This window comes from uncultured Parabacteroides sp. (assembly GCF_905196875.1).
In the GTDB taxonomy this organism is placed as follows: domain Bacteria; phylum Bacteroidota; class Bacteroidia; order Bacteroidales; family Tannerellaceae; genus Parabacteroides.
This window is the reverse complement of record NZ_CAJJWO010000055.1, coordinates 16,045-35,208: the sequence shown is the minus strand read 5'-3', so window position 1 is coordinate 35,208 and position 19,164 is coordinate 16,045. Positions and strand designations below refer to the sequence as shown.

9 protein-coding genes are annotated in these 19,164 nt (G+C 47.0%); 7 read left to right on the top strand and 2 right to left on the bottom strand.

Features of this window, described 5'->3' with window-relative positions:
- The 6 genes from QZ076_RS16245 to QZ076_RS16220 all read left to right on the top strand — a co-directional run.
- The coding region (locus QZ076_RS16245) for an ATP-binding protein (RefSeq protein ID WP_293714772.1) at positions 1 to 326 on the top strand (326 nt) is incomplete at its 5' end.
- Position 327: 1 nt separating this feature from the next.
- Positions 328 to 1,155 carry a response regulator gene (locus QZ076_RS16240; RefSeq protein WP_293714770.1) on the top strand — a complete coding sequence of 276 codons (828 nt, stop codon included), beginning with the start codon at positions 328 to 330 and terminating at the stop codon, positions 1,153 to 1,155.
- A gap of 110 nt (positions 1,156 to 1,265) precedes the next feature.
- Positions 1,266 to 4,424 carry a TonB-dependent receptor gene (locus QZ076_RS16235; protein ID WP_293714769.1) on the top strand — a complete coding sequence of 1,053 codons (3,159 nt, stop codon included), beginning with the start codon at positions 1,266 to 1,268 and terminating at the stop codon, positions 4,422 to 4,424.
- 36 nt (positions 4,425 to 4,460) lie between these two features.
- A complete protein-coding gene (locus QZ076_RS16230; protein WP_293714767.1) occupies positions 4,461 to 6,368 on the top strand; it encodes a RagB/SusD family nutrient uptake outer membrane protein in 1,908 nt (635 codons plus the stop codon).
- A 193-nt stretch (positions 6,369 to 6,561) separates the two neighbouring features.
- Positions 6,562 to 9,894 carry an SUMF1/EgtB/PvdO family nonheme iron enzyme gene (locus tag QZ076_RS16225; RefSeq protein WP_365326012.1) on the top strand — a complete coding sequence of 1,111 codons (3,333 nt, stop codon included), beginning with the start codon at positions 6,562 to 6,564 and terminating at the stop codon, positions 9,892 to 9,894.
- A 164-nt stretch (positions 9,895 to 10,058) separates the two neighbouring features.
- Positions 10,059 to 11,279 (top strand): DUF4925 domain-containing protein, encoded by a 1,221-nt coding sequence (locus QZ076_RS16220; RefSeq protein WP_293714763.1) that lies wholly within the window; start codon positions 10,059 to 10,061, stop codon positions 11,277 to 11,279.
- Positions 11,280 to 11,378: 99 nt separating this feature from the next.
- Here QZ076_RS16220 and QZ076_RS16215 read toward each other — a convergent pair whose 3' ends face one another.
- Positions 11,379 to 14,351 carry an AAA family ATPase gene (locus tag QZ076_RS16215; protein ID WP_293714761.1) on the bottom strand — a complete coding sequence of 991 codons (2,973 nt, stop codon included), beginning with the start codon at positions 14,349 to 14,351 and terminating at the stop codon, positions 11,379 to 11,381.
- Positions 14,348 to 15,598, bottom strand: coding sequence for an exonuclease SbcCD subunit D (locus tag QZ076_RS16210; protein WP_293714759.1), 1,251 nt, complete (start codon positions 15,596 to 15,598; stop codon positions 14,348 to 14,350). Before QZ076_RS16210 ends, QZ076_RS16215 begins: the two co-directional genes overlap by 4 nt.
- A gap of 198 nt (positions 15,599 to 15,796) precedes the next feature.
- Between QZ076_RS16210 and QZ076_RS16205 the strand changes: the two genes are divergently transcribed.
- Complete coding sequence (locus tag QZ076_RS16205; RefSeq protein WP_293714757.1) at positions 15,797 to 19,150, top strand: TonB-dependent receptor; 3,354 nt, start codon at positions 15,797 to 15,799, stop codon at positions 19,148 to 19,150.
- Positions 19,151 to 19,164: the final 14 nt, after the last annotated feature.

The window sequence follows — 19,164 nt, the reverse complement described above, 5'->3', positions numbered from 1 at the left end:
TAGTTCGTGTGAGACTATGTCAAAATAAGCATCTCCCTGAAGACTATTATTTACACATTCAAGTATCAGATAATGGGGCTGGTATATCTCCTGAAGAAATCGAAAAAGTCTTTCAGCCTTTCTACCGGAGTTCGTCAGATCTACACCATCAGATAGCAGGCTCTGGTATCGGTTTAAGCCTGGCACGCTTTATAGTAGAACAACATAACGGAGTGATTTGGGCTGAAAACAAGCAGAAATCAGGAACCCGGATGCATGTTTTAGCCCCTACAGGAAAAGCCGGTCAGCCTTGCAGTCAAACCACAGGAAGGATCGACACTCATTAAAGTGCAAGAATTGATATCCTCCGAAGAGGCTGACAAAACAACAACATCTACAGTTACCCAAACCTTACTCATTGTAGAAGATAATAAAGATGTAGCCGACTATCTGGAAAAACAGTTCAGAAACGAATTCAATATAATGAAGGCAGAAAACGGAAAAGAGGCCCTTATTCAAATAGAAAATAAAATACCAGATCTAATAGTGAGCGATATAATGATGCCGGAAATGGATGGTTTGGAACTTTGCCGGCAAATTAAACAAAATCAAAAATGTGCCTATATTCCAATTATCTTATTAACAGCCAAAACAATGCCTTCACAGATAACTGAAGGATATAATGCCGGGGCTGATGAGTATATTATCAAACCTTTCGATATCTCATTATTGCGTACCCGTATCCGGAACTTACTGACTTCAAGAAAACAGATACGTAAGAAATACGAAAACAAAATAGATCTCTACTCATTAGGTATCAAAACGTCTTCACTGGATGAAGAGTTTCTGAAACAATACACTGCCATTATAAAAGCTAATTTTTCTAATCCGGAACTGGATGTTGATATGATCTGTAAAGAAATCGGAATGAGCCGCGCTAAGTTTTACAGGAAAGCCAAAGCACTAACTACACTTTCACCAGCTGAAATGATTAAGAATCTACGTCTGGAAGCTGCTGCGCAGATGTTACGCGATACAGATTTAAGTGTAAGTGAAATTTTAGAAAAAGTAGCATTCAGTAGTAGCGGATATTTTGCATCCTGCTTTAAACAAGTCTATGGAATGCCACCAAAAGAGTATCGAAAAGCTAATTCGATAGGAAAACCTGAACGGTGACACAAATCTAACCATCATTGATATGAAATTAACCATTCATATAGGATAATACGAACAATTTTGTCCCGAGTTAATCAATTATAGTTAACCATTTATTAATATTATTCTATATGAAGAACAATGTTTTAATCATGTTGATGGGTTTTTTCCTTTTTGCTCATCAATTATTTGCTCAGGACACAAGTGTGTCCGGTAACGTTAAAGATGAAAAGGGAGAAGCTCTGATCGGGGTTTCTATTCAAGTGAAAGGAACTCCTACAGGCAACATTACCGATATAGACGGTAATTACATGCTATCCGGTGTGCCCGCAAACGGAGAACTGGTATTCTCTTATATGGGATATCAATCTCAAACTATTCCGGTAAAAGGAAAATCCGTTATTAATGTCGTACTAAAAGAAGACTCACAGGCGCTCGATGAAGTAGTGATTGTAGGTTTCGGTACACAAAAAAAAGTGAATTTAACGGGAGCTGTAGCTTCAATCGGATCAGAAGTTCTGGAAAACAAGCCGGTTGCCAATGTCGGTCAGGCATTGCAGGGGGTTGTTCCGAACTTGAATGTATCAGCAACCAATGCATCCCCAAACGCATCTCCGACATTCAATGTACGTGGTGGTACATCCATCGGTTTGAAAAAAGACAAGACAGATGAATGGGAAGTAAAAAATGGTAGCCCGCTGATTATCGTTGATGGTATTCAAGTCGATACGGATTATCTGAACATGATGAACCCAAGCGATATCGAAAACATCTCCGTTCTGAAAGATGCCTCCGCTTCTGCTATTTATGGTGCACGTGCGACTTACGGTGTGATGTTGATCACTACAAAATCCGGTAAGAACGATACAAAAGCCACCGTTACTTATAACATGAATATCCAATGGAACACCCCTTCCCGCACGCCGGATATTCTGGATTCTTATACACACCAGTTAGCATCCAATATGCAAACACAGATGACAGGCGGTACTGTTACACCATGGATGGAAGCATTGCTGGCAGCAAAGAAAAAATACATGGAAAATCCGACACCGGAAAATGCATGGATCTATAATGAAGGCAGTACATCAAACATGACATGGGTTGCTAATATGAATCCGTATGAAGTAGGAGTAAAAGACTGGACACCGCTTCAACGTCATAACCTCTCTATCAGTGGTGGTTCTGCAAAAACCCGCTACTATATATCTTTAGGATATCAGCGCCAGGAAGGTATGTATAAGATCAATACCGATATCCAGAACCGTTATAATGTCAATATGAGCTTGAACTCAAAGATCACAGAGTGGTTTGATGTCGCTTCTAAAATATCATATAATACCAGCAACTATAACGAACCATATATGAATCCGCAGAAAGGATCCGTATGGGCAGCAATGAAAAATGAACCGGGACGTAACCTGAATATGCCGATTATGACAGGTCCGAATGATCCCATACCTAACACATATACAGACAATATTCTGGGATGGCTGGCCTATGGCGCAACACAGCAAACCAAAAATACCAGTACAGTATTCAATATCACACCGACTATTACCATTCTCCCGGAATTAAATGTAAAGGCTGAATTGTCCTATCGTCCGACAGAGTATTTCCAGAAACAGTTTATTCCGGTTCGCGACTATGTAGTAGACTCCTGGCAAGGGACTGTCAACACACATACATCTCCTTCAAGCGTGAGAGAAGAAACCAAACATTCCGACTTTTACACAATCAATGCTTACGCCAATTTCAATAAAGCCTTCGGCAAGCATAATGTTTCTGCCGTGGCAGGTTACAATCAGGAATGGTTTCAATATCGCACCACCTGGGGAAAGGCTGAAGATGTTATTACGAATGACTTGCCTACTCTAGGGATGACCAGCGGTGCACAATACACTGGTGACGGTTTTGAGCACTGGGCTATTCGTGGTGCTTTTGTCCGTGCCAACTACGACTATGCAGGACGCTATTTATTTGAATTCAGCGGACGCTATGACGGAACTTCACGCTTTGCAAAAGAATCTCGTTTTCAATTTTTCCCTTCTTTCTCTGCCGGATGGAGACTTTCGGAAGAAAAATTCATGGAAAACACTCGTAGCTGGTTAGATAACCTGAAAGTTCGCGGTTCATGGGGTTCGCTAGGTAATCAAGAGGTTGCCAATTATGCTTATATTGCCAGCTATGGTGCAGCCGATTATATTTCATGGGTAATGAATGGTGAACAACTTAAAGGCATGAATCCGACGGGGCTTATTGCCAGCGACTTAACATGGGAGACTGCCAAAACATTGGACTTCGGAGTTGACGTAACAGCTTTAAATGGCCGCTTGGACGCTTCTTTCGACTGGTATACCCGACGCACAACCGACATTTTAATGAACGGAACCAAATTGCCGGCAGTATTAGGTGCAACAGTACCGAAACGTAACACTGGTGAATTAAAAACCAATGGCTGGGAGTTAAGTCTGAAGTGGAAAGACCAGTTAAGTAATGGCATCCGTTACGATGTAGGTTTAGTATTATCCGACTACCAATCTGAAATTCTCAAGTTCTCCGGAAACCAGAATGGATTACTTTCAACGCTCTATGACGGAATGAAGATGGGTGAAATATGGGGATATGAAACTATTGGCATCCTGCAGGAAAACGATTTTACGATTGATGAAAATGGTAAATATGTATTAATCGGCCCCAGCCAGACTAAAGTCCATTCAACTTTATATCCGGGAGATGTTCGTTATGCCGACTTAAATGGTGATGGTGAGATTTCAAACGGAGATAATACACTGGAAAATCCGGGTGACCGCAAGATCATCGGTAACTCTACCCCTCGTTTCCAATATGGTATCACCGGTAATATTTCATGGAAAAACATTGACTTAAACATCTTTTTCCAGGGTATCGGAAAGAGAGATGTCTGGATCAGTGATAACGTATTCTGGGGCGGTTCGGGCACAGCAGGGAACTGGGAAATGTATAATAACTCCTGGACACCGGAACGAACAAATGCCAAGTACCCGATGTATGCAGGACGCATTGCCAACACACAACAAAGCGGTTACCTTTTTAATGCTGCCTACCTTCGTCTGAAAACACTGGCAATAGGTTATACACTACCAAGAGAATGGACCAGTAAAGCAAAATTGTCTACCGTACGTTTCAGCTTATCAGGTTATAACCTGTTTGAGATTACTCAGGTCCCTGATTTGTATGACCCGGATCAGATCTCGTCTGCTTATCCGATGATGCGCTCCGTAGCATTCGGCCTGCAAGTTGGTTTTTAAATGACATAATTTCCAAACATATATAAATAATCAATTATGAATTTCAATTTTAAAAAATATATATTCGCACTTGGCCTGGCTTCAATGTTACTGCCTGGCTGTAACGATGATTTCATGGAACGTTACCCACTGGATGAAATCACAGACGAGAGTTTCTGGAAAACGGAAACCGATATGAAACTGATGCTGAACAGTCTTTATCCTCTTTACATCATCGGACACGGAAGCGATTGGTCTGATAGTAAAACGCCTGTACTGAACATTGTTGGCAGCCCGTTAATGTATGGCGATGTCTATTCCGACAACTGTGTAAAGACCGGTAATGAATTCAGAAGCATGGCCGGCGAACTGGTTGTTCCTACAGGTGCCAGTAAAGACAATGGTTGGAACTGGGATAATTTACGCAAAGTAAACTTCTTCCTTGCCCGTTATGAACGAGCAGACCTCAGTCAGGAAAAAAAGAATGCTTACGGAGGTGAGGCCTATTTCTTCAAAGCATGGGAATATTATCAGAAAGTTCTTTATTTCGGTGATGTACCCTGGTTGACACACGACCTGACAGAAGCATCCGAAGAGTTATACGGAGCACGTACACCACGTGCAGAAGTTATGGATTCGATATTAATGTGCATCAATAAAGCGATAGAATGGTTACCGGAGAAGGCTAATCAGGAGTCAGACCGCCTGAATAAGGATCAGGCCAACTTCCTCAAAGCTCGTATTTGCCTGTTCGAAGGAACATTCCGCAAATATCATACGGAACTCGGTATGCAAAACACAGCAAATAAATATCTGGAAGAAGCAGTAAAGGCCAGTGAAGCTTTAATCGGCAAATATTCACTTCAAAAAGAAGGAAAAGACACTTACTGGAAAATGTTTGCAGTAACCGACCTGTCCGGCAATCCGGAAGTTATCCTTGCACGAAATTATCTTGAAAATAAGGTAGGCCATGCAGCACAGCGTTACTATCAACAGAACAACTCTAACCGTCAGTCCATGGGGGCAACGCGCGGTTTGATTGACGAATATCTCTGTATCGACGGCCGCCCGATCTACATAGGAGGAAATGAAGGTAGCTACGAAAAGAACCCGAACTTCCTTGGCTACGGCAAATGGACTGAATTAGAAAACCGTGATCCACGTCTGACACAAACAGTATGTCGTCCGGGTGAACACGTGACGATTTATCAGGGAGGTATTGTTGATAAAGAAAAGAATGGTATCACTTATCCTGGTTTAAACTATACAAGCAGTGGTTCAACCGTTACCGGTTATCGGGTAATCAAACATTGGATGGGTGATAAAGAAGAAGAAGACCGTACAACGAAAGGTATTCAGGCTGCAATTGAATTCCGTTATGCAGAATTGTTGCTGATGTATGCTGAAGCTAAATATGAACTGAACGGAACATTGTCTCAATCCGATGTAGATCAGACGATCAATGCGTTGCGCGAACGTGCCGGATTTGACTTTGACAAATACCCTTCATCACGTTTAGTTGTTGGTAACGAACCTGCCGATCCCCGTCTGGACAAAATCTATGCCAACAAACTCGACTACACCGTATCTCCGCTATTACGTGAAATTCGTCGCGAACGTCGTATCGAGTTAGCTATAGAAAACCGTCGTTACGAAGATCTTATGCGCTGGAAAGCAGGCAAACTGCTTACAGTTCCTATGCGCGGCATGAACTTCCTGTCCGTACAAGACCTGTATGACGGATCGCACACGGAAAAACCGGAAACTGCTGTAAAAGTAGAATTAGACAAAACTGTATTTGCTGACGAGGAAGGCTTCGTTATATGTTATCCGAAGAGTCCGTATACAAATACAATCAAAGGGACTTTACCTTGGGAAGATTATCGTTACTACTTCCCTATTCCAAAAGAAGAATTAGTTATGAATCCTAACTTGGAACAAAATAAAGGTTGGGAAGATAAGTAATCAAATACCTGCTTATTAAAATAGGGATCATCTTCTATACAGGGATGATCCCTTTACTTTTGTATAGTATTCAACTATAATTAGAGATAATAATGATCGCTTTTGATACAATTTTAAATGTCTTCAAATACATAAACGAATACATTTGTATCTACATACAATCGATAGAATTACTTAAATCAGTATTATGGACATGAAATATAAGGTTTATCTTTTTTGTTTTCTATTTGTTTTTTCATTTTCCGGCAAAGCGATAACCGAAACAGACTCATTGTATCAACTCCAGAGAGACAGACTACAAGAGCAAATAAACTGGGTGAACCCCGAAGCTATTCGCGCTTACCTGGACGATATAAGATCTACCTTAGGCGGCAAAGCACCTTCTCTCTATGAAAAGCTATCCGAACTGGAAACCCTTTTACCGCAGGTTAACCAAAGTCTATCAAAAGATATATCAGATCAGACTATAGCCAATGCACAATACCTGCTTACCCTCAAACGAGATATCATGCTGGCAAATCCGTTGCTGGATGTAGATAATATATTGGTTGCCCGTTATCGTCTGGGGGATAAGGCACGCAAAGCGATGGGGCCTTCACTGGGTACTTCTATTGCTAATTACAATTCGCTATTTTCGAGCCGCCGCGATGGATATGATGCGGAGATAAGCAGATTGTCTAATCTTCGCGGAGAGATTGAAAGCCGGACGGTCTATAAGCCGAACGCAGATGTCCCCATCTCGGATATCCAGCTACATTGGGACGCCGACCGCCTGCTTTTCTCCTCCCTCGATGAGAACCGCCACTGGCAGATCTACGAAATAAACACCGACGGAACCGGCCTTCACCAGAAAGTTGTTGTCGACGAACCGGATCTGGAATTCTGCGATGCTAACTACCTGCCCGATGGGAAAGTTGTGGCAACCTGCAATATCGGTTATAACGGCGTACCTTGCGTGCATGGAGATGATGTGGTGGCTAATCTTGTTTCATACGATCCGGAGACGAAGAATATCCATCGTCTGACATTCGATCAGGATGGTAACTGGTCGCCGATCGTGATCCCTAATGGCCGCCTGATGTATACCCGTTGGGAATATACCGACCTGACACATTATTTTTCCCGTATCGTGATGCATATGAATCCGGATGGGACTGAGAATAAAGCCCTTTATGGTAGCGGTTCTTATTTCCCGAACAGTACGTTCGATATGAAACCGCTGTCGAAGCATAACAGCCGTTTTATCGGAATTATCTCCGGCCATCATGGGACAGCCCGTTCCGGTCGGTTGGTTATTTTCGATCCGGCGAAGAGCCGCAAAGAGGAAAAAGGGATGATACAGGAACTACCGTTCAGTAAACGCCCCATTGTCCCGATCATCAAAGACGAACTGGTGGACGGGGTATGGCCGCAGTTTATGAAACCTTATCCGCTGAATGAAAAATATTTCCTGGTTGCCTGTAAGCCGGGGCCGGATGCGCTTTGGGGTATTTACCTGGTGGATGTATTCGATAACCTCACCCTGATTTCCGAACAGGAGGGTGAAGGCCTCACCGCCCCTATCCCGCTGAAGAAAACAGAAACGCCGCCTGTCATCCCGTCCAAGATCAAACCGGGAGAGAAAGAAGCGACCGTATTTATACAAGATATTTATGAGGGTGAAGGAACACAGGGCGTTCCCCGTGGGACGATCAAGGCGCTCCGTATCTTTGCCTATGAATATGCTTATATCCTTGCTCCTTCCAATCATGATGCACAGGGCATTCAGAGCGGATGGGATATCAAGCGCATCCTCGGAACTGTTCCGGTAGAAGAAGATGGTTCGGCCATGTTTAAAGTACCGGCTAATACCCCGATCTCCATCCAACCATTGGATAAGCATGGCGCGGCTATCCAGTGGATGCGTAGCTGGTTGACCGGTATGCCAGGCGAGATCGTGTCTTGCACGGGTTGCCATGAAGATCAGAATACGATTGCTATACCAAAACGTACAATAGCCTCCACCATCACTCCCCGCAAACTGGAAGTACCCGAAGGAGGTATCCGCCCATTCACCTTCCGCCTGGAGGTACAACCGGTACTCGACCGTAACTGTGTATCCTGCCACAACGGCACGATCGCATCGCCTGATTTCCGCAAAGATCAGATGGTTACGTATAAACGGGGTGTCCTGACCAAACTGGAACGTCATTACGACCAGAGCTATCTGAATCTGCATCCTTACGTCTATCGCCAGGGGCCGGAAGCGGATATGTATGTCCTCAAGCCATACGAATATTATGCGAACAATAGCGAGCTGATCCGTATCCTGCAAGCAGGCCACCACGGAGTTAATGTCCCTGAGACAGATATGCAGACTTTATACACATGGATTGACCTGAATGCTCCTTACTTCAGTGCTTTCACCCAACTGGATCTGAAGAAGGAAGCCCCTCAAAACCAGCTGCAACGCCGGATGGAGTTAGCTGAAAAATATAGCGGTGTACGTGTCGACTGGCAGCAGGAGATCAAAGATTATGCAGCCTGGCTAAAGAATAAGGAAGATAATAAAACAGATGGAACAACAGGCGCGACCTCTTCCTCTGATGAAAAAAAAGACAGTAAGAAAAAGGCTAAGACTATCAAAGTTAAAGGTTTCCCCTTCAACCGCGAACAAGCGGCACAGAAGCAGACCGAAGCAAACAAAGATCGCCGGCAACTGACTATAGCCCCTGGCATCACCCTCGATATGGTTTGGATACCGGCCGGCACTTTTGCAATGGGCGACAATAATGATCCTTCTGCCACACCGTCTTTCAAAGCGCAGGTTAAGAAAGGTTTCTGGATGAGCACCACCGAGATCACCAACGAACAATACGGTGCTTTGATCCCCGAACACGACAGCCGTTATATCGGCCAGACCTGGAAAGATCATACTACACCGGGCTATGCAGCCAACCAGCCGAAACAACCGGTTATCCGTGTCAGTTGGGATGATGCGAACGCTTTCTGTAAGAAGCTCGGGGAACTGAACCAATGCACCGTTAACCTTCCTTCCGAAACACAGTGGGAATGGGCTGCCCGCGCCGGATCAGACAATGCTTTCTGGTTTGGCGATTGCACCTCCGACTTCGGTATATACGAAAACCTGGCAGACAGTACCACCGTCGACCTGGCCGTTACCGGCGTGAACCCCAGACCGATGCGTCCCAATGATCCGATGCGTAAGTTCTGGGACTTCCTGCCGAAAGAATTAAACGTGAATGATCATCATCTAATATCGGCAAACGTAGCCTCTATGCAATCGAATCCCTGGGGACTATATGACATGAATGGCAATGTGGCCGAGTGGACTCGTTCGGACTATGTATCCTATCCTTTAAAAGAGAAGGCCGAAAAGGTTGGAAAGATTGCGGATGAAAAGAAGGTAGTACGTGGAGGCTCCTGGCGCGAACGTCCGAAATATTCTACGTCAGCCATCCGTAAGGCTTACTATCCGTGGCAACGTCCGTTTAATGTAGGATTCCGTATCATCATGGAGGAATAGTAAAAACAGAACAGTACATAGATCGACATAATAGCAGAAAGAATATTAATCTTAAAAATAGAATACTTATTCTTTAATATAGATATTGTCTGGTAAGGAGTAATACAGTTAATTTGTACTGGTTTTAAAAGGTTTAAACTTATTATTAATTAAACGATTTTATTATGAGCAAAAAATTACTGTATCTACTTGCACTGATTTGTTCTATCAGTCTATTTACAGCATGTGGCGATGATGATGAAAAAAAGGAAGAAGTAGACAACAGCTGGGAACAGGTAGCTGGTACTTATGAAGGGGAAAAACTGGTATTCTCATACGGTGAAACTCCTCTGACAGGCAAAAAAGTAACGTTCTCCGCATCGAGCGGCAGCAATGGTACGCTTGCACTGACAAATGTAATCCCCGGTGAAGATGCAACAACAATCTCTGATATCAAAGTGGCAAACAGCGAATTCTCCGGAACAGCTACCACCACTAATGCAAGCGTAGAGTATGCAGGTTCCGTAAAAGATGAAGTCATGACACTGAAACTAACAGTTGTTATGAATGATCCGAATGGTTGGGCTAAAACCTACAGTCTGGCGGATTATACAACAGGAACAGTAGGAGAACAAGTAATAGTATTAACAGGAGGTTTATACTGTAACTGGGTATCAGAAGGTAATGGAGGAGCTGTAGCCCCAATGCTTAGAACTATTGGTAGTCTGCTTATGCCTCAAGTACTGAAAACCGTAACACTTGAAACCGATGGTAATATTACTGCCAGCTATCATAAAGGTCCTATCGTTTTCGATCAAAGCGTTATTATGGGATTAATGATGGGAACTCCCCCGCCAACAGCAGAAGATGTACAGGCAATGATACCTTCAGATGGTTGGTTGGATGCTCCGAAAAATCGGGCTCATTGGTTCGTTAAGGATAACAAATTATATGTCAAGCTGAATATTACAGCTATAATATCACAGGTAATGGGTTCTGACGCCAGTGGTATGTCAGAAATTATTAACAGCGTATTGCAAGGAGATCCTGCTACCATCAAAGCCATGTTAAGCAATTTTGTTCCGGGTCTTGATCTTAGCTCTATCAGTGATGATACATTTGAAATGTTATTAAACTGGACCAAAAACGGCATACCGATGAATGTCGTAACAGAAAACGGAAGAACTCATATGTATCTTGATAAAGAGGCATTGACACCTCTTATGGTTGATAAAACTTTGGCTGAAACACAAGGAATGAACGCAGATATTATCAAATTATGGAATTTACTGGTTGCTGCAAAAATCATTCCGCAAGAAGCTAGTGCCGCATTTATGATTTTATTGAACTTCCCGCAGAATTGGCCAACAACAACTGAATTCGGTTTAGGTTTAGACTTCAAATAATCGAATATCTAAATCACTAATTATACTTTAGGAGGGTGTATCAAAAGTCTGCATTTCTTAATTCGGACTTCTGACACATCCTTCTCTTTTTTTATCAGTTTACACTACCTCCAGGTAGCTTCTCCCATTCCCCGCCCGACTTACACGAATCTGCACCGGAATACGTTCCGTCATTTCCTGTACATGCGAGATCACTCCGATCTTGCGTCCTTGTGTGCGCAGGCTTTCCAAAGCATCCATAGCTATACGCAGGGTATCGGCGTCCAACGAACCGAACCCTTCATCGATGAAAAGGCTCTCCACCTTCATCCGGTTGGAAGAAAGGGACGACAAGCCGAGTGCCAACGCCAGCGAAACCAGGAAAGACTCACCGCCCGACAAGCTATGCACCGTACGGATCTCGTCGCACATGTCCCGGTCGATCACCTGCAAAGCCAGTGTTTCCGGTACCCGTTCGAGGCGGTAACGTCGGCTCAGGTCGCGCAACTGCACATTTGCATAGCTGAGTAATACGTCCAACGTATATCCCTGGGCGATCCGGCGGAACTTGGCACCATCGGCCGAGCCCGCCAACTCATTCAGCTTCGCCCAGCGTTCACTTTCCAGACGGCAGGCATTCAGTTCCTCTTGGTGGCTGGCGATCTTCTGTTTATTCTCGGCCTGAGTACGCAGGCGGAAGGCATATTCGTTCTTTTCCTGGGTAACGCGCGGTAGCAGGAGTTCCAGCGGCTGGTTGTCGTGAGTGACATTCCAGGCTTCGATCCAATCAGCCAACGCTTTTTGCCGGACGACCAGATCGTCGGAAGCCTTTTGCAGATCCTGCGCTATCTGTCCGGCAATACCCCGTAGCTGGTCGGCAATACCGGACTGTTCAGTCTGGACAGTCTGCAAACGCTTCATCCGTTCTTTCAACTCCTCTTTCCGGCGGGTATACGCCGATTCCACCTGATCGGCCGGCTTGCCTCCGAGTAGCCGGGCACGTTCCGACTGCAAAGCCAGCAAAGCCGAACGGTTCTGCTCGTGAAGCAACGTCACCTCTTCCACCTGTTTGGTAAGCGAAGGCAGGAAAGAGGCGTATGATTCGTATTCCGCTTTTTGGGCGCTTTGCTCCCGTTGCAGCTGCTGAAGTTTTTCCGTATTGTCGTGCCACTGGCGGGCAAATGTCGTCAACGTGTCGCGGAAAGAGTCCGGGTCTTGCTGCCAGCCTCTTTGCCAGTCGTCGTTACCGAAAAGACGGTTGGCGGCCGACAATGATTTGGCAAGGGTTTCCTGGCTTTCGGCACGGATCGCCTCTTCCCGGGCAATCTGGGTTTCCGCCAGCTTCTGACGTCCCTGCAGATCGGTACGGGTATGATCGGCTTCGGTCAGTTCCTTATGTAGTTGCAGGAGTTGCTGACGCAATTGGTTCAGTTGCTTTTCACTTCCGGCATAGGCCGTTTTACGGGCATTCAGTTGTTCTAGTTGTAAGGTCAGTGCTGCGATCACTTTCGGTACTTCAGTCACTGCCGGATGCGTAACCACCGGATGGTGCGTACTACCACATACCGGACAAGGAGTACCTTCCTGCAACTTCTTCCGCAGTTCGAGCACATCACCGCTGGCCGCCTGCCGTGCCTGTTCGATCAACAGGTTTTCACGTTCCATGCGGACAGACTCTATCTGCTTATCGAGTGCTACAATATCCAGCGCCTTCAACTCTTCTTCCGAGCGGGCAATTGCCTCCTCTGTTTTTTGAAGCTGTGCACGTTTCGTCTCCGCAGCCTGCCGGATAGTAGCCAGCTGGGCTACCAGGCGTTCGGCTGTTTGCTTTGTCGTCGCAATCGTTTTACCGGCCTTTTCGATGGCCTGACGGGAAGCGGAAGCAGCATCGAGATGCAACAGCAAAGCCGTTAACTGCTCGGCGATGCTCTCCTTACTGCGATAACGTTCACGCCACTCGCTTAACCGCGTGATCTCCGCCGTACTTTGTTGCTGGCGGATTTGGGCGGCTTTCAACTTATCTTCCCCCTCCTTTTTCCGTGCCAGTGCCTCCCGCAGACGTGTTTCGGTATCGGCCACGGAACGGGTGGCAGCGTCCAGACGAACATCCAGTCCGCGAGCCTGCTGTAACTCCTGTTGCAAAGTCCTGAACTCCGATTCGGAACGTTGTTCCTCGACCAACCCCTGTTCATAATCTTTCCGGGCGGCATTCAACAGCTCGGTCGCCCTTTCCAGTTTAGCGGCAGCATCTTTCTGCTGAGTCTGCCGGGTAGCGATCTGCTGCCCGGTCGATTTAACGGCCTCTTGCAATGCCTGTTGTTCGGCTTTCGCCTTTTCCAACGCCAGCAGAGATGTTTCAGACTCCTTCAGTCGGGCCTCCAACTCCTGTTCCGCCTCTTCCGTCAGCAGTTCGATTCCCTGGATACGGGCTTGTATCTTATCGTAGGCCTCTTTGGCTACGGCATTCTTTTCAAAGATCGTTCGCGAGATAGCAGAATAGAGCTCTGTCCCCGTCAGCTTCTCCAACAGGGAAGCTTTCTCTCCCTGTTCTGCTTTCAGGAAGGTGGAGAAATCATTCTGCGCCAGTAAGACCGAGCGCGTAAACTGCTCGAAGGTCAGGCCGATCAGTTCGACGACACGGGCCTGTAGTTCGGAACGCGTTCCCTGCTCCTCTTCCTCCTTATCTATATTATATAAGGTAATGCGAGGACTCTGTAAGCGTCCGTTCTCCTTATCGCGGGCACGTCCAACCGACCAACGCGAACGATACCTATGTCCGTTCAACGCCAGGAAATCCACCTCGGCATATCCCGAAGCCGTCCCCCTGCGCAGCAGAAAGCGGGGGTCGCTCTGGGGGAGCACCTCTTCATTCACATCCCGCAGTTTCACATTGTTCTCTTTCGCCTGGTCTGTACGCGGCGTACGGGCAAACAAAGCCAGGCACATCGCATCCAGTATCGTGGATTTACCGGCACCGGTAGGGCCCGAGATCGCAAAGATCCCGGCAGACAATAACGGCTCAGCTGTAAAATCAGCTTCAAACTCTCCTTCCAGCGACGCCAGGTTACGCCCCCGTATAGCTAATATCTTCATAAGGAAACCTCCCGCATTACTTCTTTAAACAATGATTCGATATCTTCCGGCAACTCGCCGCCATACTTATTGGTAAAGGCATGCTTCAGCATATCCAGCGGATCGATACGTTGCAAGTCGCCGTAGGTAAGCGGACGTACCGTATCGTCGTCGTCCCGTTCCGGATAAGACGGGACAATCGAAGTCAGGCGGACAGCCTTATCGGCGAGCACCTCTTCCACCCGGTGGCGAAAGCCCGGATCAGGTTCGGTCATCAGGACACGCACTTCCACATAAGGCCAGCGGTTCGGGTCTTCGTTGCCTTCCGTCCCGGCAAGAGGCAGTTCCGCCAAACGTGCGATCACTTCCTCCGACAGTGCAGGCTGTTGTGGTATCCGATGTAAGTCCGCCAGTAAAGGGACAGGCACCGGAGTGATCTCCGACAGGTACCCGTTCTCCACCGTAACGGCTACGACCTGATGACGGTAGTTTTTCTCCGAAAAAGACATCGGCAGCGGACTGCCAGAGTACCGGAGGCTCTCCCTTCCCCCGATCCGCTGCGCCTTATGGATATGCCCCAATGCGATATAAGCCAGTCCGGTATCGAACGTATCGGCTGAAACGGATTCGAGTCCTCCCATAATGATCCGCTCGCTCCGGTCATCATCCGACAGTTCGGCTCCGGTGGCATGCAGATGCCCCATAGCGACCAACGCTTCACCCGGTTTCCGTTTTGCATCGGCATAGTCGTATAGCTGCCGGTACATACGGTTGATCCCGGCGATATATGTATCATGCCCCTCTTCCAGAGCCGGATAATCCCCCTGCCGGAGATACGGGACTGCCAAACACCAGGCTTCCCGCCCGCCCTCCTTATTATATAGAGGTATAAGAAGCGAATTAAAATCGATCTCTCCTGTTTCCGTCCGCCGGATGATCCCGACGATAGATGTATTCAACTCTTCCAATAAAGGGACAGGAGACTCCAACCGGGCTGCCGAATCATGATTTCCGGCAATGACAACAATTTGCAGGTGCGGATTACGACGGTTCACCTCCTTCAGGAAATGAAAGAAACGCCGCTGGGCCGCAGCAGATGGGTTAGCCACGTCGAATACATCCCCGGCAATCAATAGGACATCCGTCTGCTGCGCAGCCAACGTATCGACTAGCCAGTTAAGAAAAGCATCGTGTTCCTCCTCCCGGTCGTAGCCGAAGAAGGTCTGCCCCAGATGCCAGTCGGCAGTATGTATGATCTTTAAAGACATCGTTCGTTTATCTTGTTTTCATTAAATGAGTATTCAAAGATAAAAGATAATTCATATATATCCGGCCTCTCGAAGGCTTTAAATAAGATCTTTCTTTGTAACAGAGAAGAGACAGAATTGTCTCAGCAATGAAAAATGACCGCAACATTTCCGTAATTCCACGCCTTTACCTTTGTGGCAACAAAAAGAAACAAATTTATGACAAATTTTACTTCTGACTCGCGTGTAAGGCGTGTGCTCTTAGTACCGGCCGGAATATTGGCCTGCAGCTTGTTTACCCCTTTTTGCGCTGCTGCCGGAAACGACATCCCGGTAGCCATCTCCCATCAAGTGCGAACGAAAATACAAGTGAGCGGTACCATTGTAGATGCTACCAGCCTGCCACTGATCGGAGCGACCGTATTAGAAAAAGCCAGTGGTAACGGAACGATTACCGATGTCGACGGAAACTTTAGCCTGGCTGTCCCCTCCGACGCTGTCCTGTCGGTAAGTTATATCGGTTATAAACCGCAGGATATCGTAGTCAACGGAAAAACAAACTTCCATATCATACTCCAAGATGATGCAGAGAAACTGGAAGAAGTGGTCGTTGTCGGCTACGGAGTACAACGGAAGGTAAACCTCTCCGGTTCGGTAGACCAGATCAATGCCAAGCAACTGGAAGCCCGTCCGATCACCAACATTTCCAAAGGGTTACAGGGAATGGTACCCAACCTCAACATCGACTTTACAAGCGGTGAACCGGGACAGGCCGCCAAGATCAATATCCGTGGAGAAGCCTCCATCAATGGCGGTAGCCCACTGATTTTAATCGACGGAGTCGCTTCGGATGCAGAAGAACTGAACCGCCTGCTGCCGGAAGATATCGAAACCCTTTCCGTACTGAAAGATGCATCTTCGGCTGCCATCTATGGTGCACGTGCTGCCTTCGGTGTGATCCTGATCACGACCAAACAGGGTAACACCGACCGCATCCAGGTGAGCTATAATAATAACTTTGCCTGGAAACGCCCTTCTATCCTCCCTAACAAGACTTCCGACCCTTATATCTACCTAAAACTGAAAAACATCGCCGTATTGAACACTCCCTGGAGCTCCGGACACGTCGCCAGCGACGAACGCCTCGAATGGGCCCGCCAGCGTTCCGACAACCCGGACGGCACCGATCCGGTACGCCTCAACCCGTTGGACGAAACACAGTGGGAATATATGGGGAACCGCGACTGGACACGTTATTTCCTGGATAAGAATACATTCAGCAATACCCACCAACTGTCGGTATCCGGAGCGACGGAGAAAACAAAATTCTATCTTTCCGGAGGTGTCGACGATGAGAACGGTATTCTGGCAGGGATCGTAAAGAACGATAGCTACCGCCGTTACAGCATGCGTGCCAAGGTGAGTTACAAAGTTTGGGACTGGCTGACGTTATCGAACAATACGTCGTTCGTGGCGACTAACCGCATCAAGCCCAGTTATCTTTCCAGCCGTGGCGAACCATATATCGACAGTAACGGCATCCGACAGAAAGGAAACGGCGATTCGAATATGAGTATCTTCTACGACCTCGCCCCTACCGACTGGGATAAAAACCCGGACGGTACCTGGGCTAATAACTCTGCCGGTATCGCCATGGCCCAACTGGTAGACGGTGGAGAAGAAACGACTAAATATAACCGTTTACAGAGCACTTTCTCCGCAGAAATGTCCTTCCTGGAAAAGATGTTATTGGTAAATGCCAACTTCACCTTTATGAAAGGAAATGAAGATTACAACTGGTTCAAGAACAAATATACCATCGGGTACGGCCCGGATGACATCCGCGAACTGGGCGACAGCAAGGCGTACAAAAGCACAACCAACGATTATTACAGTGTGTTGGAACTCTTCGCTACCTTCAATAAAGCGTTCGGCAAACATTATGTAACCGGTATCCTCGGATTCAACCAGGAATATAACCGCTGGAATTGGTATAAGGCCGAACGGGAAGGTATCATCTCGAACTCGCTTCCGTCCATCGGGCTCTCATCGGGCGACCAGTTCGTCAGCGAACAGTATGCCGACTGGGCAATACGAGGACTCTTCTTCCGTGCCAATTATACCTACGATAACCGGTATATCTTTGAAATAAACGGACGTTACGACGGAACTTCCCGTTTCCCGAAAGAGAAACGTTTCGGATTCTTCCCTTCCGCTTCCGCCGCCTGGCGTGTGGATGCAGAGCCGTTCTTCGAATCGCTGCGGGAGACAGTCAGTCAATTGAAGGTTCGTGCTTCCTACGGTTCCCTGGGTAATCAGTTGGTCGGGGAATACGGATATATCCCGGCGATGAGCTCGCAGCTGGGAAGTTATATCATTAACGGCAAGTTGCAACAGGTAGTCACTCCCCCTTCATTGGTTTCTCCGGATTATACCTGGGAAGAGGTACGTACCCTGAACGGCGGTCTCGACCTGGCTTTCCTCGATAATAAACTGACAGCCACCGTAGATGTATACCGTCGCGATACCAAAGGAATGCTTACCCTGGGAAAAGAACTCCCCGGTGTACTGGGAGCCAGCGAACCTAAAGAGAACGCGGCCGATATGAAAACAACCGGTTGGGAATTAACCGTGGGCTACCGCGACCAGTTCCAACTGGACGGCAAGCCTTTCAATTGGGGAGCTAAGTTCATGTTATCCGACAACCGCTCCTGGATCACCCGTTTCGACAATCCGACCCGGAACCTGACCCAATATTACGAAGGACAGGAACTAGGCGAGATCTGGGGGTTACAAAGCGACGGCTTCTTCCAGAGTGAAGAGGAGATCAATAACCTCGACCAGTCGTCCATCATTCCTTGGGGTGCTCTGGAAATCGTCAACGGATGGCCGAAATACAAAGACCTGAACGGTGACAAAAAGATCACCAAAGGAAACACGACCGTAGACGATCCGGGGGATCTGAGCATCATCGGCAACTCTTCACCCCGCTTCCGTTTCGGGGTCAACCTGAATGCCGAATGGAACGGTTTCGACCTGTCTGCTTTCTTCCAGGGGATTGCCAAACGCGACTATTACCCGATCAGTTACTTATACTGGGGCTTCTACCAGCAACCCTATGCCGGCGGTCCCGAACACCTGTTCGACTTTTACCGCCCGACAACCGACAGCGATGTGGATATGGCCAAACACTCACAGTCGTATATCGCAGCCGGACTGGCTAACCAAAATCTCAATGCTCGTTATCCGGTGCTTCAGTCATGGCTGGCCGACAAGAATCTGGGAACCGGTATCGATCAGTCGATGGGACTGGCTATTCCTCAAACCAACTATCTATTGAACGGCGCTTACCTGCGTATCAAGAACATCACGCTGGGGTATACCTTGCCGAGTGAATGGACTAAAAAGGCACATCTGAGCCGGGTACGTGTGTTCGTCAGCGGTGACAACATCTTCGAATGGAGTGCCCTGAAGAAATATTTCGATCCCGAGGCTGTAACCGACGAATCCAACTACGGGTATGTCTATCCATTCAACCGCCAATATTCATTTGGCGTCAATGTGACATTCTAACTATTAAAAAGAGA

What these genes read in the sequence shown, in the direction of transcription:
- QZ076_RS16210 (WP_293714759.1), bottom strand. Translation starts at nt 15,598, where the DNA reads ATGTCTTTAAAGATCATACATACTGCCGACTGGCATCTGGGGCAGACC.
- QZ076_RS16235 (WP_293714769.1), top strand. Translation starts at nt 1,266, where the DNA reads ATGAAGAACAATGTTTTAATCATGTTGATGGGTTTTTTCCTTTTTGCT.
- QZ076_RS16215 (WP_293714761.1), bottom strand. Translation starts at nt 14,351, where the DNA reads ATGAAGATATTAGCTATACGGGGGCGTAACCTGGCGTCGCTGGAAGGA.
- QZ076_RS16230 (WP_293714767.1), top strand. Translation starts at nt 4,461, where the DNA reads ATGAATTTCAATTTTAAAAAATATATATTCGCACTTGGCCTGGCTTCA.
- QZ076_RS16205 (WP_293714757.1), top strand. Translation starts at nt 15,797, where the DNA reads ATGACAAATTTTACTTCTGACTCGCGTGTAAGGCGTGTGCTCTTAGTA.
- QZ076_RS16220 (WP_293714763.1), top strand. Translation starts at nt 10,059, where the DNA reads ATGAGCAAAAAATTACTGTATCTACTTGCACTGATTTGTTCTATCAGT.
- QZ076_RS16225 (WP_365326012.1), top strand. Translation starts at nt 6,562, where the DNA reads ATGAAATATAAGGTTTATCTTTTTTGTTTTCTATTTGTTTTTTCATTT.